15 protein-coding genes are annotated in these 14,355 nt (G+C 63.4%); 1 reads left to right on the forward strand and 14 read right to left on the reverse strand.

Annotated elements, in window-relative coordinates; genetic code table 11:
* The 11 genes from FHS81_RS17935 to FHS81_RS17980 all read right to left on the reverse strand — a co-directional run.
* Positions 1-1,093: replication initiator protein A (locus tag FHS81_RS17935; RefSeq protein WP_183754924.1), on the reverse strand; the 1,093-nt coding region annotated here is incomplete at its 3' end.
* 18 nt (positions 1,094-1,111) lie between these two features.
* The gene (locus FHS81_RS17940) at positions 1,112-1,393 is read right to left on the reverse strand and encodes a helix-turn-helix transcriptional regulator (RefSeq protein WP_183754926.1); all 282 of its coding nucleotides are present in this window, start codon (positions 1,391-1,393) and stop codon (positions 1,112-1,114) included.
* A 123-nt stretch (positions 1,394-1,516) separates the two neighbouring features.
* Complete coding sequence (locus FHS81_RS19105) at positions 1,517-1,999, reverse strand: DNA -binding domain-containing protein (protein WP_279718411.1); 483 nt, start codon at positions 1,997-1,999, stop codon at positions 1,517-1,519.
* Positions 1,968-2,282, reverse strand: a complete 315-nt coding sequence (locus FHS81_RS19385) for a transcriptional regulator domain-containing protein (protein WP_424945366.1) — start codon at positions 2,280-2,282, stop codon at positions 1,968-1,970. The genes FHS81_RS19105 and FHS81_RS19385 overlap by 32 nt, the downstream gene beginning before the upstream one ends.
* Before the next feature lie 117 nt (positions 2,283-2,399).
* Positions 2,400-2,657 carry a DUF2285 domain-containing protein gene (locus tag FHS81_RS17950; protein WP_343052561.1) on the reverse strand — a complete coding sequence of 86 codons (258 nt, stop codon included), beginning with the start codon at positions 2,655-2,657 and terminating at the stop codon, positions 2,400-2,402.
* A 125-nt stretch (positions 2,658-2,782) separates the two neighbouring features.
* Positions 2,783-3,025 carry a helix-turn-helix domain-containing protein gene (locus FHS81_RS17955; RefSeq protein ID WP_183754930.1) on the reverse strand — a complete coding sequence of 81 codons (243 nt, stop codon included), beginning with the start codon at positions 3,023-3,025 and terminating at the stop codon, positions 2,783-2,785.
* A gap of 200 nt (positions 3,026-3,225) precedes the next feature.
* Entirely contained in the window at positions 3,226-3,627 is a 402-nt protein-coding gene (locus FHS81_RS17960) for a single-stranded DNA-binding protein (RefSeq protein ID WP_183754932.1), read from the reverse strand.
* A 716-nt stretch (positions 3,628-4,343) separates the two neighbouring features.
* Positions 4,344-4,760 carry a hypothetical protein gene (locus FHS81_RS17965; RefSeq protein WP_183754934.1) on the reverse strand — a complete coding sequence of 139 codons (417 nt, stop codon included), beginning with the start codon at positions 4,758-4,760 and terminating at the stop codon, positions 4,344-4,346.
* A 164-nt stretch (positions 4,761-4,924) separates the two neighbouring features.
* Positions 4,925-5,860 carry a DUF2493 domain-containing protein gene (locus FHS81_RS17970; protein WP_183754935.1) on the reverse strand — a complete coding sequence of 312 codons (936 nt, stop codon included), beginning with the start codon at positions 5,858-5,860 and terminating at the stop codon, positions 4,925-4,927.
* Between the two features lie 335 nt (positions 5,861-6,195).
* The gene (locus tag FHS81_RS17975; protein WP_183754937.1) at positions 6,196-7,239 is read right to left on the reverse strand and encodes a DUF7146 domain-containing protein; all 1,044 of its coding nucleotides are present in this window, start codon (positions 7,237-7,239) and stop codon (positions 6,196-6,198) included.
* The gene (locus FHS81_RS17980) at positions 7,239-11,588 is read right to left on the reverse strand and encodes a strawberry notch-like NTP hydrolase domain-containing protein (RefSeq protein ID WP_183754939.1); all 4,350 of its coding nucleotides are present in this window, start codon (positions 11,586-11,588) and stop codon (positions 7,239-7,241) included. The genes FHS81_RS17975 and FHS81_RS17980 overlap by 1 nt, the downstream gene beginning before the upstream one ends.
* A 261-nt stretch (positions 11,589-11,849) precedes the next feature.
* On the opposite strand from FHS81_RS17980, the gene FHS81_RS17985 reads away from it, so the two are divergent.
* Positions 11,850-12,248: a hypothetical protein gene (locus FHS81_RS17985; RefSeq protein WP_183754941.1), complete on the forward strand. Its 399-nt coding sequence runs from the start codon at positions 11,850-11,852 to the stop codon at positions 12,246-12,248.
* A 65-nt stretch (positions 12,249-12,313) separates the two neighbouring features.
* On the opposite strand, the gene FHS81_RS17990 is transcribed toward FHS81_RS17985, so the two are convergent.
* The 3 genes from FHS81_RS17990 to FHS81_RS18000 form a co-directional block, all read right to left on the reverse strand.
* The gene (locus tag FHS81_RS17990) at positions 12,314-12,958 is read right to left on the reverse strand and encodes an antitoxin of toxin-antitoxin stability system (RefSeq protein WP_183754943.1); all 645 of its coding nucleotides are present in this window, start codon (positions 12,956-12,958) and stop codon (positions 12,314-12,316) included.
* Positions 12,951-13,367 carry a hypothetical protein gene (locus tag FHS81_RS17995; protein ID WP_183754945.1) on the reverse strand — a complete coding sequence of 139 codons (417 nt, stop codon included), beginning with the start codon at positions 13,365-13,367 and terminating at the stop codon, positions 12,951-12,953. The genes FHS81_RS17990 and FHS81_RS17995 overlap by 8 nt, the downstream gene beginning before the upstream one ends.
* Before the next feature lie 63 nt (positions 13,368-13,430).
* The gene (locus tag FHS81_RS18000) at positions 13,431-13,988 is read right to left on the reverse strand and encodes a hypothetical protein (protein WP_183754947.1); all 558 of its coding nucleotides are present in this window, start codon (positions 13,986-13,988) and stop codon (positions 13,431-13,433) included.
* Positions 13,989-14,355: the final 367 nt, after the last annotated feature.

Raw genomic sequence — 14,355 nt, forward strand, 5'->3', positions numbered from 1 at the left:
CCGTGAATCCGGTTCGCGTTTCCTGGAACGAGTTCATGAAACCTCGCCCCGGTTCGCGAAACCTGGCACCCCGACAGAGGTTTTCCACATCGCGCACGCGCTCTTCAAGGTTAGAGTCTATGTTAGACTCTAAGTTAAGGGCGCGATTTTCTGTGGAATTTCCGTGCGTTAAACCCGGTTCGGGTTCCTGATAGCACGAGCCTCGGGTTCCCGATAGCACGATAGTGCGGGTTCCTGATAGCACGAGGCCGTCCACAGGTTTTCCACAGGCCGACGCGGGCTCGAAAGCGAGCAGCGTCCGCCCGCCGATGTCGCCATCAAGGAAAAGCCTGTAACCAGGTAGCGGTTGACGGTGGATGATATCGCGCAACTCGAATGCGAAGCGCTTGAACGGCGAGAGGCTGCCGGATTTCTGGTAGAGATGACGGAAATCGAAGCGCCAGCCTTCGCGTTGACGTCCGCCGTGCTTGCGGACCAAGCGGTAGAGCCAGCGGTCAAGGCCGCCGGTCAGGTCGAAGTAGGTCCGGTCGATGGTGAGCACGAGAGCATCGTCGAGGACAGCCTGGTAGAACCAGTCCGGCACGATCAATTCGATGCCGTCGGGACGGCCGTTGCGGTCGGTACGCTCCTGCCACTCGTTGATCCATGAGAAGCGATGACGGCGGCCTTCCGCAGGTTGGCGGATCGAGGTGGAAACGGTGGTCGATTGCAGCCGGTCGAGCGCGGCTTTTAGGCGCTGGTAGTCGCGGAGTGAGGTGCCACGCCCGACGTAGGTGAGGATTTCGTACGGAGTGGCCGCCATTAGCCGGGAGGTTCGAAGTCCGGTATCGCGGGCTTCTACGATTTGGCTTGCCGCCCAGATCAGGATGTCGGCGTCCCAGATTGTCGCCATGCCGTGATCTGGAACGGCTTCGACTCGGATCGTCACGTTGCCGGCGACGAAATCGATCGGCGCGACACGGTGATTCTTAGAAAGGGAGAAAAAGGGATAGGCCATGAGATCCTGCGCGTCTCTTGGCGCGAAGTCGCCGGGGAGCGCCCTGAACAGATCGAGTTGCCCGCGCTCGGAAAGGGATCGACGTCGCACCGCCATGAAGGGAACCGCGAGCCGTCAGCGTGCGAAGCGGCCGACATGCGCCGGCTGAGCAGTCGTGTGGCGCTTCGCCGGCAGCACGGATCCGCGCGGGTCGGAGGTCGAGGTCACCGCGCCACGAGCGGCCCAGGCTTCCAGATCGTCTATGGCATAGACGACACGGCCGCCGAGTTTGCGATAAGCGGGGCCGGTTCCGTAAGTCCGGTGCTTTTCGAGGGTCCTGGCCGAGAGGCTGAGGAAATCGGCGGCTTCTTTGGTGCGCAGGTAGCGCGGCGGCAAAAAGACTGGTTCGTGTGGCATGGATCGCGCCTCCGTGAGGTTCCGGCGTCCGCTGGGCATCAGCGGCGAACGACGAGCACAGTGGCGCGCAGGGGGCGGCTCCGACGATGTTGAAGTAAGGAATCTAAGTTCGACACCGAACCGCTATCGGCGTCTGCGAGGTCGCCTGAGCATCGCTCGATAGCCGCCGCGGACAAGTTTCATTCCGTCGCGGACGAGGCGAATCGTGGTCTCCCGGATCGCGCTTCCGACCCAGGAAGCAGCGTCCGTCTCGTATTCTGGATAAATGAACTGGGCGATCGTTCGATAGGTCGCGCCATCCGCACGGGCGTCGACGACACGCAGCATTTGCCGAGCCCGATGACGCCGCTGGAGGGTCAGACGTTGGTCGGGCGGAATGCGGCGGCCGCGAGCCGCCGCCCAGAGCCGCGCGACTGTGGCTAGCCTGTCGGGTGTGTCATCGTCGAAAAAGACAAGAGCGCCAAGCGGCCCTGCATACGCGGCTTCAGACAGGCTGGTATCAAATCTTTCTCCACGTATCTCGACGTGGAGGTGACGATCGTCACGGCTACCTGTCTGGTGCTCGTGGAGATCTTCAACCGTGAGGTGGAAGCCTTCTAGGGACACGGATGCGGGCTGAAGAAGAATCGCACCAGCGTCGGTTTCTAGGGTCCAGAAGATCGGCTGCTCGATCGCGCTGAGATGCGGCTCTGCGGGGAAATCGCAGCCCCCATCGCTTAGCGAAAGCGGCGGCGTCCTCGTCGGATACTCGGCCGCTGGATACGAATTGCTCGAACGCTATCCTGTATTTGGGATTGCGGCGCAAGAATTCCCAAGCGAGTTGGCTGGGCGTGAGTTGATCTACATAATCGTAGGCAGAGTGAGACCGCCAATCGAGATTCTGAGGCATTCCTCCATCCTCCCGCACGCATAAAAAAGCGCGAGTTATAGGATAGTTACGATCCTCGGTCGGGCGGCGTTTGGGAAGACCGGACTGGCAAGCAGGTGATCCAGATTCTGCATCACCTCAGTTCAGGCGTGGACCGAGAAGCTGGCCAAAGCCGTTTTCGGACATCCATTTTGCGCGCGCAAGGTGAGCAGAGTGAACCCGTGCCGCGCGCTCGGGTTCGCTGGCGGGACAGATGCCGAAAAGAGTTTGGACTACCTCGCGCCAGTCCGCGCCTTCCCTGTCCGCGTCGAGCAGACGAAGGTATAGCTTTAGATGCGCCAAATCGTAGCCCGAGAGCGCTGCATCATCTGGCGGTTGGTCTAATAGGACAGTCACGGGCACGAATTCCTCCGACAATTCATTGATCGACCTCAATGGAGATTGTTATCGCCAGTTTCGTCCAGTCTAAGGCAATGCGTGAAAATTCAGAGGAGCCACGCGGGCGTTGCTTCGCAGCGACATCAGCCTGAGCTCTTGTCGTGTACCAACATCACTCCTACGCCTTGGTCGGAGTTCAGGAAGAGGATACCGCTCCGCTCGAATGCCCGTCTGATTTCGTCGCGCGTGCTCTCGAACACCTCTAATCCATTTTCGGATTCGAGGCGCTTCAATGCGGTCAGCGATACGCGGGCCTTGTCAGCGAGCGTCTCCTGTGTCCAACCCAGTAACGCGCGTGCGGCCCGTGACTGTCGGGCGGTGATCATGCATGATCACCTCCTACAGTCACAAATCCGCACGCCAGAACTACGACTATTTTAGTCGTTCTAGATAGATTTGACCAGTGACAATTCGCGGAGGTTCGTCATATCCGCATGCAGTCGCGAAGACTGATTCGGCCACAATGGTCCGTCGCGAACATGGAAAAGCCCGGCGGCTCGCGCCGCCGGGGCTCTGGCTTTCCCGCTCAGAACGGGATGTCCTCGTCATCGATGAACTTGCCGCTATCGCTTTCGGTCTCCTTCGCCCGGCTCAGGAAGTCGACCGTCTCGGCGATAATTTCGCATCCGTAGCGGTCGTTGCCCTGCTGGTCCGTCCACTTCGTGTAGTGGATGCGGCCGCGAACCAGAACCTTCATGCCTTTCTCGCAATACTCCTGGATCGTCTTGCCGAGGCCGTTGAAGGCGGTAATGCGGTGCCATTCCGTATCCTGGACCCGGTAGCCCCTCTCGTCCCGGACAACCTTGCCGTCCGAGTAGCGGGGGCGCGAGGTGGCCAGAGTGAAGTGGGTGATGCGGGTGCCGCCCTGGGTGGTGCGGGTTTCGGGAGCCTGACCGATGTTGCCGGCGAGAATGACGATGTTCTGCATTGTAAGTCTCCGTTGCTTCTCGGAGGGACCATCCCTCCGACGAGACCCGGCCAAGGCCGTCGGGAGACTCCCGCAACTGCCGACCTGTTCGGCAGCTTGCCCCTAAGGCCCCAGGTGGGGCGGGCAGCCGCGCTTGCGCGGCAACACGGCTGGGAGCCGCCGGGGTTGCTGGTGGAAACCGAACGGACTTAGGGGATCAGTCAGTCGGAGGGATTGGTGCCTTTGAAAGCAGGAATACGGGGACGCGCAGCAGAACCATTGTCCTCGCCGGTAACGGCGACTAGGCAGGTTTACGGACCTGCGCACTTCGGGGCACGCCTGACCTCTACTTCTTCAGGCCACCCCGCGTCGCCGCAGGTCGGACGGACACATGGACGGAAGAAGAACGAGGAGGCTATCGGGCTATCAGGGCACGGAATGGCACCGCATTACCATCTTCGATAACAGCAGGCCCGATCCAGCGAAGTTGCGAAAGTGGGGTGAAGGTGCCGGTTCGCCTCGGTCCCCACTACGAAATGGATCGACTGGCGGGCTCCGATTGCCACGGCATGCGGATATCAAGCCGGTGACCGATTTCCCAAGCCGGGCGAAGGAGACCGAAAGCAAGGACGACAAAGGCAGCGCTGTCGCGACAGCCTCGACTGTGCGTGAACGTCGAAGCCCGGCGGCGCAAGCCGCCGGCTTTTTTGCGGTCGCGCCGGATCGTGGCCGACTGATCAGCGTGAGAACAACGACACGCCGAGGGCGTTCAGATTGATAATGGCTGCGGTGCCGATGAACAGACCGGCGCTGCCGGAAAGCAAGTTGAGCATCAGGCCGGGATCGATGGCGTTCTTCGCTACGCCGTGGATGAGTGCATATCCGGCGATGACGGCCGGCACGGCAAAGACAGCGAGAGCGATCAGCCGCAGAGCCGGATTCCTGGCGAAGCCGAGAACCGCAATGACGAGGCCGATCGAAAGCAATGCCGCGCTAACGGCCGCAAGCCCTGACAGGAAGATGCCGGCTCCAGCGCCCCAGGCATATTGGGCGGCCGACAGGCCAACCATGAAAGGCAAAGCGTAGATCGCAAGATTGTAGGCAAGGATGCAGAACGCGATCGTCAAGGAAATGGCGAGCAGGATGAGTGACATGGAAACCTCCACATGATCGGTTGAGGATCACGACAGGCTGCCTGTAGATACGCTCCGCCTGCGACTATGCTACTTTTCCGGTTCTGCAAGGATGTTTCATAACAGCCACTAACCTCTCCGATAGTCAAGTATTGGTGGCTGTTCCAGCCGCCAGGCGGCGGCGCTCACGCGCCGCCGTCGAACTTCATGACGGGGATGCCGAACTTGCGGGCCTTGTCCGCAAGATTCTCCTGAATGCCGGTGCCGGGGAAGACGAGGACACCTACCGGCAGGACGTCGAGCATCGCGTCGTTGCGCTTGAAGGGCGCAGCCTTGCCGTGCTTCGTCCAGTCGGGCCGGAAGGCGACCTGAGCCACCTTGCGGCTATCTGCCCATCGGGAGGCGATCAGTTCGGCGCCCTTCGGCGTGCCGCCGTGCATCAGCACCATGTCGGGGTGCTTCACATGGACCTGATCGAGCTTTGCCCAGATCAGGCGGTGATCGTTGAAGTCGGCACCTCCGGTCAGAGCAACCTTGGGGCCGGCGGGCATCATCACCTCGGTCTCGGCCCGGTGTTTCGCGGCGAGGAAATCCCGGCTGTCGATCATTGCGGCGGTGAGGTTGCGATGGTTGACCATCGAGCCGGTACGGGGCCGCCAGGCGCTGCCGGTGTGGTGCTCGAAGGCTTCGGAGGCGACGTCGCGGAAGAGTTCCATGCTGTTGCGCCGCTCAATCAGGGTCTGACCTTCTGCCGTGAGGCGCTCCAGCTCGACCGACTTCACCTCGCTGCCGTCCTGTTCACGCTGGAGGCGGCGTTGCGCCTGCTCGTTGTCATCGAGATCGCGTTCGACCCGGCCCGCGGCGCGGTGGAAGAGATTGACGGTTCCCCAGAGCAATTCGTCGAGGTCGGGTTCGAGGCGGGTGCCACCGAGCGTCGCGACGAGGGCGTCGAAGATATCTGCGACGGCGGCGGCGACGGCGTTGCCCTCCGGGAGCGGCCTCGGATCAGGTTCGTCCTGATACGGCCGCCAGCCGTAGAGCTGGAGTTCGGTGAGGAGATGATCGGTGGGGGACGAGATGTGGTTCGGCTCGAAACCTGCGTTTTCGTCTTCGTTCGTCATCGGGAGCATCCTTTGTCTGGAGACCGCGCCCATCGCGGCCTTCGCAGGCGTCGAAAGCCCATGGGCGGGACGGACTGGCACCCTCGCGCTCCCGCGAGGGCTTCGATGGCCGGGTTCGGGCTATTTTGACTCTCGCGATGCAAAGGCGGGGCTCGTCCCCGCCGGCGGAAAATAGCCCGAACGCGGCCATTGCCTGTCCGGGCCGTTTGTGGGCCGATCGCCCTCTCAGAAGGCCGTGGGCACGGGACTCTCAGGAAAACGAAGGATGCTTCCGATGATGAACAGAGACGGCAGGTGGAGACGCCTCGACCGCGCCTTGTCCTCCACCGATCTTCTCACCCTTCCACGAAATGGCGGACGTCATCGGGATGAAGCTGCTCCATCAAGGTCGTCCGGAGGGCGTCGATGCCACGCCAGCGCAGATCTTCGTTGAAGTCCTCACACGCCGGCGACACCGAAATCGCTTCGATCCCGACGCTCCTTGCTCTGGCGACCAGGCTGTCTCTTGCGCCGTCACCGGCCGGGTCGCGATCTCTGAGGACATAGAGCCTGCGTAGCGTCGCCGGGAACAGGATGGCAGCGAGGTGAGCCGCTGAGAGCGCCGCCATCATCGGCAAGTGGGGCAGAACCTGACGGGGTGACAGCACGGTCTCGATGCCTTCGCCGGCCGCGAGCACCTCACCGGCGACGCCGAAGCGGACCCCGTGCCCGAGAAGGTCTCCCATCGCCCGCCGCGGTGACTCGACCGGCGCCTTGCCCGAACCGTCCGGAGCGAGCCAGGTGCGGTGTGTGCCGGTCTGGTTGCCGTGAAGATCGGTGACGGAAGCGACGATCGCCGGCCAGATCTCGGTGGGCGAATGCTGGTCCGGTTTATAGTAGCACCGCGGATGGTAGCGTAGCGCGGTGGCTCCCGCGAGGGAGTTGATCGCCCGCCCGTTGAGGTAGATTTCCGCAAGTGTGCCGCCGATCGGCTGCGACATGGCGAAAAGCCGCCGCGACGCTTCGGGCGAACCGACAGCGATGTTCGACGTCCTGCCGGTTGGTGTCCTCGTCTTCTCCGGTTCGGGATGCGGGAGAGCGAGGAAGCGGCGCGCTTCCTCGGCCACGTCCTTGAAGTCGACGAGGCCGAGCGTTTCGCGGATGATGTCGAGCAGATCGCCATGCTCGCCGGTCGATGCATCGGTCCATTTGCCGGCAGCACCCTTGCCGGACTCCGGTCCGGTCAGACGCACGAACATCGAGCGACCGGGGCTGTTCTGAACGTCCCCGACGACCCAGTATCGTCCGGCGCGGTGGCCAGACGACAGGTAGTGGCGGCAAACCGCCTCGGCATTGCGGCCGAGACGGGATGCCAGTTCGGAGGCGCCGTGACGGGCCATCACGCTGCCTCCTTCTCGCCGATGCGCTCGATCGGCCAGCGGTCGAGCACCTTGGCGAGAACTGCGGGGCCGTTGGCATCGGTCGGCACGAACATGCGCAGCTTCCACGAGATGATCTCGTGAAACAGGCCGTAGGCCGTGAGCCGCTCGCGCATCGTGTCGTCGAAGCCAGACAGCTCGATCCGGTTCGCGCCCATGACACGAACGCGGCGAAGCTGGAGTCCCTCAGCGAGGTCAAGGATGGTGCGGCCGTCCATCAGGGCGGTGAACGTATCGTCCGGCGTGATCGCGGCTGCGCCGGTCGTGGTCGCATTCGCGGCCCAGGCCGGCGAGACCTTACGGCCGATGATGCGCTCGCCGTCGTCGGTCTGAAGCCGATAAACGCGGGTCGAATCGTTCGGCAGCCGCTTCCAGATAGGCAGAAGCAAGCCCGTGACCATATGGAGGGTCGCGTCAGTGAACTCTGGCACCTCGGCGATCTCGGCGTTCCAAGCCGACGCGAAGGTGTCCCTATCAGCTTCGACCCAATGGGTCTCGCCCATGAAGCGTATCGGGATGTTGTGCGCCTCGGTCGGCCGGATCAGCCGGACGCGGCGTTCGACCTGGCCATCGTCGAGCATGATGCTGCTGGCCGGGATCTGAACAGCAGCACGCCTCGAGCGCTCGTTGACGAGCAGCCTGGCGCGCGGGTCGCCGAGTTCGGCGAGAGCAGCGTCAAGCGTCACCGGGCGGTTGCGCCGACGCTCGTTGATCGTAAGCAGGCTGGTTTCCGCGCCGGTGCGCGGATGCGTATAGATCGTCTGGCGATCGACGACGACGAAGCTTTCGGCGCGCAGCGTTTCCAGCCCGGCGTCATAGGTGCCTGACGCAATCGCGCCCTCGATACGGGCGGTCAGGAGTTGCTCGAAGGCCGAGAAGAGGATGCCCTGAAGCTCGATGGTGAGCGCGAGCAGCCGGTTGAGGAACGTCGTGATCGGCGGCAATTCGTCCTTGATGCCAGTCGAGTCCGTCAGCTTTAGGCCGGTGGCTTCTTCGAAGCGCTGGAGCGAGCAGCCTTCGACCTTGCCGCGCACCAGCAGCATATAGAGCTGGCGGAGTGCGTCGCGGGCGTAGTGGCTTTCCAGATTGTCCTCGGGCCGAAACAGCCCTTGGCCGCCGGTCTGGCGCTGGCCGCGCGTGATCGCGCCCAAAGTGTCGAGACGGCGGGCGATCGTGCTGAGAAAGCGCTTTTCTGCCTTCACATTGGTCGAGATCGGCCGGAAGAGCGGCGGCTGCGCCTGATTTGTGCGGTGTGTCCGGCCGAGGCCCTGAATGGCGGTGTCGGCTTTCCAGCCTGCCTCGAGCAGATAATGGACGCGCAGCCGCGTATTCTTCGCCGATTTCTCCGCGTGGTAGCTGCGGCCGGTCCCGCCGGCGTCCGAGAATACGAGCACGCTCTTCTTGTCGTCCATGAAGGCTTGCGTCTCGGACAGATTGGCCGCCCCGGCGCGCGTCTCGACGACAAGCCGGTCAATGGTGACGCTGCCGCCGCGCTTGCGGACGATGCGGCGCGACCGGCCCGTCACCTCGGCAACCATGTCCGTCCCGAAATGCTGGACGAGCTGGTCGAGCGCGCCCGGAACCGGCGGCAGGCTGGCGAGCTTGGCAATCAGTGCATCGCGGCGTGCGATGGCCTCGCGGCTTTCGACCGGCTGGCCGTCGCGATAGACCGGGCGTGACGACAGGTTGCCCTCCGAATCCGTGAACGGCTCGTAGAGCTGGACCGGAAAGGAATGGGCAAGGTAGTCGAGGACGTATTCGCGCGGGGTGATGTCTACGCGGACGTCGTTCCACTCCTCGGTCGGCAGTTCCGCCAGCCGCCGTTCCATCAGCGCCTCGCCGGTCGAGACGATCTGGATGACGGCCGAATGGCCCGCGTCCAGATCGGCGGCGATCGAGCGAAGCAGGGTCGGCGTCTTCATGCTGGTCAACAGATGGCCGAAGAAGCGCTGCTTGGCGCTTTCGAAGGCCGAACGGGCGGCGGATTTCGCCTGCTTGTTGAGCGTGCCCGAACCGCCTTCGCCGCCGCCGGTGATATTCGCGGCCTGCATCGCCGCATCCAGATTGTTATGGATGATCGCGAAGGCGCCGGCATAGGCATCGTAGATGCGGACCTGCTCGGGCGTCAGTTCGTGCTCGATCAGCTCGTATTCGACACCGGCGAATGAGAGCGAGCGGGCGGTGTAGAGGCCGAGCGCGCGCAGGTCGCGGGCGAGCACCTCCATCGCCGCCACGCCACCGGCTTCGATCGCCTCGACGAACTCGGCGCGCGTCGCGAACGGGAAATCCTCGCTGCCCCACAGGCCAAGCCGCTGCGCATAAGCGAGATTGTGGACGGTGGTTGCCCCGGTGGCGGAGACATAGACGATGCGGGCGTTCGGAAGCGCGTGCTGGAGGCGCAGCCCGGCGCGGCCCTGCTGCGAGGCGGCGACATCACCGCGTTCTCCCTTGCCGCCGGCGGCGTTCTGCATCTGATGTGCCTCGTCGAAAATGATCACTCCATCGAAGTCGGAACCCAACCATTCAACGATTTGTTTGACGCGCGAAACCCTCTCTCCGCGGTCGTCGGAGCGCAGCGTGGCGTAGGTTAGAAATAGGATGCCTTCGTTCAGCGTGATCGGCTTGCCCTGCGCGTATCGCGACAGCGGTGTGACCAACAGGCGCTCCATACCGAGGGCGCTCCAATCGCGCTGCGCGTCCTCGATCAGCTTGTCGGACTTCGAGATCCAGACCGCCTTGCGCCGTCCCTGAAGCCAGTTGTCGAGGATGATCGCGGCCGATTCCCGGCCCTTGCCGACGCCCGTGCCGTCGCCGATCATGAAGCCCTGGCGGAGGCGGACGGCGCCCTTGGCGTCCTCTGCCGCGGCGGTCAAATTGTCGAAGGTGTTGTCGATGGTCCATGCGCCGGCCAGGAAATCGGAATGTGCCTCTCCGGCATAGATCACCGTTTCGAGCTGCGCATCGGACAGAAGCGCGACCGCGTTCGCCGGCAGCGTCGGGCGATAGCTCGGCTTCGGCGGGGCGACGCTCGCCATCGACGCCGACTGGACGAGCTGGGTCGGATGGGCCTGCGCCCCAGAAATCCGGATAGTCTGAAGCCCGTACTCCTCATAGATCGCATCGGAAAGGCGACCGGCATCCGCCGGCTTCCAGTCGACGGTTTCGTAATGAAGCGGAGCGCCCTCCGGTTCGGCATGCGCTACGACGGGCGCAGCCTTGGCCGCCCGGTTCACATATGCACGGACGGTGCGAGGCGCGACCACTGGGACCGAGATTGCCGGATCGATCGGCAGGCGTGTCGGGAGATGCTCGGCCAGCCATCCGAGCAGCGTGGCCACATCCGGGGCGACGCCGGGCGCGGCCAGGAATACGGACGGGTCGTTCGCCGGCACCTTGTCGATGACGGTCAGGCGCGTCGGAAAGGTCGTGCCGTGCTTCGCGTAGACCGAACCGTCGATCGCGGCGGAGAAGACGACGCGACCGCGTTCCTGCAGCCGCGCATAGGCGGCGGACCAGGCCGGAGCGTCGGGGGCGAAATTCGCGCCGGTGATGGTGACGAGACGGCCGCCGGGAGCAAGGCGCGCAAGCGCCGAGGCTACATGGCGGAAGGCGGCGTCGGCCATTCGGCCCTCGACATTGGCCATGACCGAGAACGGCGGGTTCATCAGCACGACGGACGGCAAAATGCGAGTGTCGAGATGATCGTCGATCTGGGCCGCGTCGAAACGGGAGACGGACAGGGCCGGAAAGAGAAGGGAAAGGAGGCCGGCGCGGGCCTGTGCGAGTTCGTTGAGAACAAGCGAGCCGCCGGCCGCCTCGGCCAGGATGGCGAGGAGCCCGGTCCCGGCCGACGGTTCCAGCACACGGTCGGCCGAAGTGATTGCCGCCGCTGTCACGGCCGCGAGGCCGAGCGGGATCGGCGTCGAGAATTGCTGGAAGGACTGGGCTTCCTCCGAGCGGCGCGTATGCGTCGGCAGGAGGCTGGTGATCTTGGCAAGCTGCGGCAGTATCATCGCCGGAGAAGCGGATTTACGGAAAAGAGCCTTCCCGTATTTGCGGAGGAAAAGCACAGTCGCCGCCTCGCAAGCGTCATAGGCCGTTTTCCAGTTCCAGGCGCCGGTCGCGTCGGAAGCACCGAAGGCAGACTCCATCGCGCTGCGCAGCATGGCGGCATCGACGCGCTGGCCGCGCTCGATATGAGGCAGGAGAAGCTGCGCCGCTGCGAAGACGGCGGCTGGGATGTCGCTGTCGGGGACAAGCGAAAGCGGCGCGGTGGCGGATGCCACCGCAGGAGTGGAGATCATATTCATTGAAGAAGCCTCGGGAGAGCGGGACAGAATCGAGCCCGCGCAGCGCTCTCTCTCGACCGCACAGGCTCACATCCGTCCCGGCCTCGCTCTCACTCTCATGCCATCGGCCAAATCGCCGAAAGCCGCCGATCGCGGCACACAGTGCTCAGGCGTCACCTCGTCGCGGCGACGACTTTGTTTTACTATTTGGTGGAAAGTATCTGAGGCGAATTCGACCTCTCAGGCCCCGAAAATATAAGAGTATTTGAGAGGAATACGCTTGTGATTAAGTCACTTCACCCGCGAGCGCCGAGATTCTATTGGCTCGTTATCCTTGCGTTCGCCGTATCAGCGATCACTTCCGACCTGCCGGGTTTCGGTGAAGAGCATTGGTCGGCCTCGATCGCATTCCGTGGCTGCGTCATCGCGGTTGCGGCTATCCTGGCGGTCCTGTCGGAGGTCTGGGACATCGCGCCCACCGTCATCATCAACGCTGAAGTGCGCTACCAGAACCGGCAGGCGCGCGAGGTCTACACGATCCCGGTCGTGTTCCATGCGGTGCGGACTTTCGTGCCAGGGATATCGCGACTGCGTGTTATGCGGACGGATGATCGTCACGCTATCCAGCCGTGGACACTGCGCTTCGAGCACGCCGCAGATGGGCGGAAGGGTGAGTGGTAGCGTGGCCGGCCCCATTGTAAACATAACAAGAGCGCCCCACCTGTAGACGGGGCGCTCTTGTGGCATCAGCCAAACCTGCGGCCTGTTTCGGTAAAGGTATATTCGTTGGCGATGATCGTCTCATCGACCGCCTCGTCCGAGGACAGGTATTCGTATTCGCGCTCCAACTGGCGATAGAGCCAACGGGCGAGATCGCGGAGCGCCTGGACGACGATCTCCTCGGCGTCGCCGGTCATGTCCTGATAGGTGGGGCTGTCACGCTCGACCGAAATCGACATGCAATACTCGTGGTAGTAATGCCCACGATGGCTGGCCTCGGCGTGAAGCTGGTAAAAGTTTCGGCGCTGGATCGCCAGCAACGCATCGGCGATTTCATGCAGCTTGATGTCCCGCGGCGCATAGGATCGGATATCGGCCGAGGCATTCTTCCTGTAGGAATAATAGCATTCGAACGATGCACCATCGCCCTGAGACCAGAACCCTGTAAAGGCGATACGAGGCTCCTGACGTGTGCCGCCGCCCAAGAGGCGGACGGTGCGGGTCTTGAAGCGGATTCCGAGGATTACCGCGATCTGCTGGAAATCCTCATAGACGGAATCGTACCAGTCGTAGTCGAAGCCACCTTCGCGATACCAGGCGCGGGCTCTATCCTTCGCGGCATCGGAAAGCTCGTTGAGCCGATAGACTGTGGTTTCGATGATCTCAGGCATCGGGATCACCTCCACCCAGCACTTCGGCAAGCCAGCCGTCGGTATAGGTCCAGGCGACGGTTTCCCCGGTGGCGAGATCGAGCACATGAGCGCCCCCGCCGAAGCCGTCGACGCGCGGCTTCGAGCAGGTGTTGGCATACTGAAAACCCCAGCGGCCGGTCAGTCCGAATTCGGCGGCGCAACGCTTCACAAACTGGATCAAACGCTCCGGGTCGCCCGTGACGTCATCCCGCATCCAGAGTTTGGTGCCGCCATGCTCGGGCTGGATCGACAGGAGGAACCCGTCGGACGGCGGTTCTTCCGAAGCGCCGTCTTCGGAAAGCTGATTGTAGAGATCGAGGGCGCGGGAAGCGTTGTCGGGCGTCCGCACATCGAGCAGGCAGGAAAAATGGGTGAAGTAGTCGGCCATGTCAGGCTCCTGAAACGACAAAGCCGGGCGCGAGGCCGGGCTGATTGAAGGAAGGAAATGGGATCAGGCTGCCTGCGGCAGCCGGAGTAGCTCGGCGGCGGTCTCGCGCCAAAGCGGATCGACCAGCCGCGCTTCCAGCAACGCCGCTCCGAATCGCAGGGCGCGGGCGGACGCCTGATCGCCCCGGCCGGAGGCAGTGGTGGCCATGCCGCGCTTTCGGCTGGCTTCGATGATGATGCGGCGGGCCTCGCCGTCGCTGGCGATAGGCTGCTGCCAGAGGATGATCCCGGCGCGGATTTCACCGGCGAGAACCAGGCCGAGCGCGCTGTCCTGAATGACGATCAGGCGCGGTTCGAAGCGCAATACGGTGTCGTCGCCGGGGCCGAGATCGCCGCGCGAAACGCGGAGCGCGGCAAGAGCGATGGCGTCTTCCGGCGAAGCCGCCTCGCCAAGCGAGACGCTGCGGTCGCGATAATCAGCATCCGCGGCTCCGGCATAGCTGATGGTGCCGAGGCAGGAGATGCGCAGCGGCAGCTTCTGCGCCCGCCGAAATCCGGGCAGCACTCGGTCGGCGAGAACCTGCCCGATCGGGGCGAAGGTGGATTGGCTGGCAAGGGTCATCTGGATCACTCCGCGACGGGCGCCGAGAGCCTTTCTCTCAGCATTCAACCCGTCACGGCCAAAGGCCCGACCTCTTCCTCTCATCTTCCGAAGGTGTTCGCCCTGGCGCTGTTTCCGGCGATGGACCGTCCATCGCAAGGCGGAGGCCCGGACGCCTCCTGAGCGTTCCGGGCTATCGGGAATGAGGCGCTCGCGCGCCTCAGCTCCATGGATCGAGTTCCAGTTTCACCATCTCATCGTCGCCGTCGAATTCGTCGGCGGGCATGGCGCTGTTATCCTGACTCTGTGTTCTGTCTTACCGCTGTGACGTTCGCAGCACACGATCAACGTTGACGACATTCCCCTTCGCTTGAGGTGAGGCGATGCG

The sequence above is a fragment of the Pseudochelatococcus contaminans genome, from assembly GCF_014195635.1.
GTDB lineage: Bacteria > Pseudomonadota > Alphaproteobacteria > Rhizobiales > Beijerinckiaceae > Pseudochelatococcus > Pseudochelatococcus contaminans.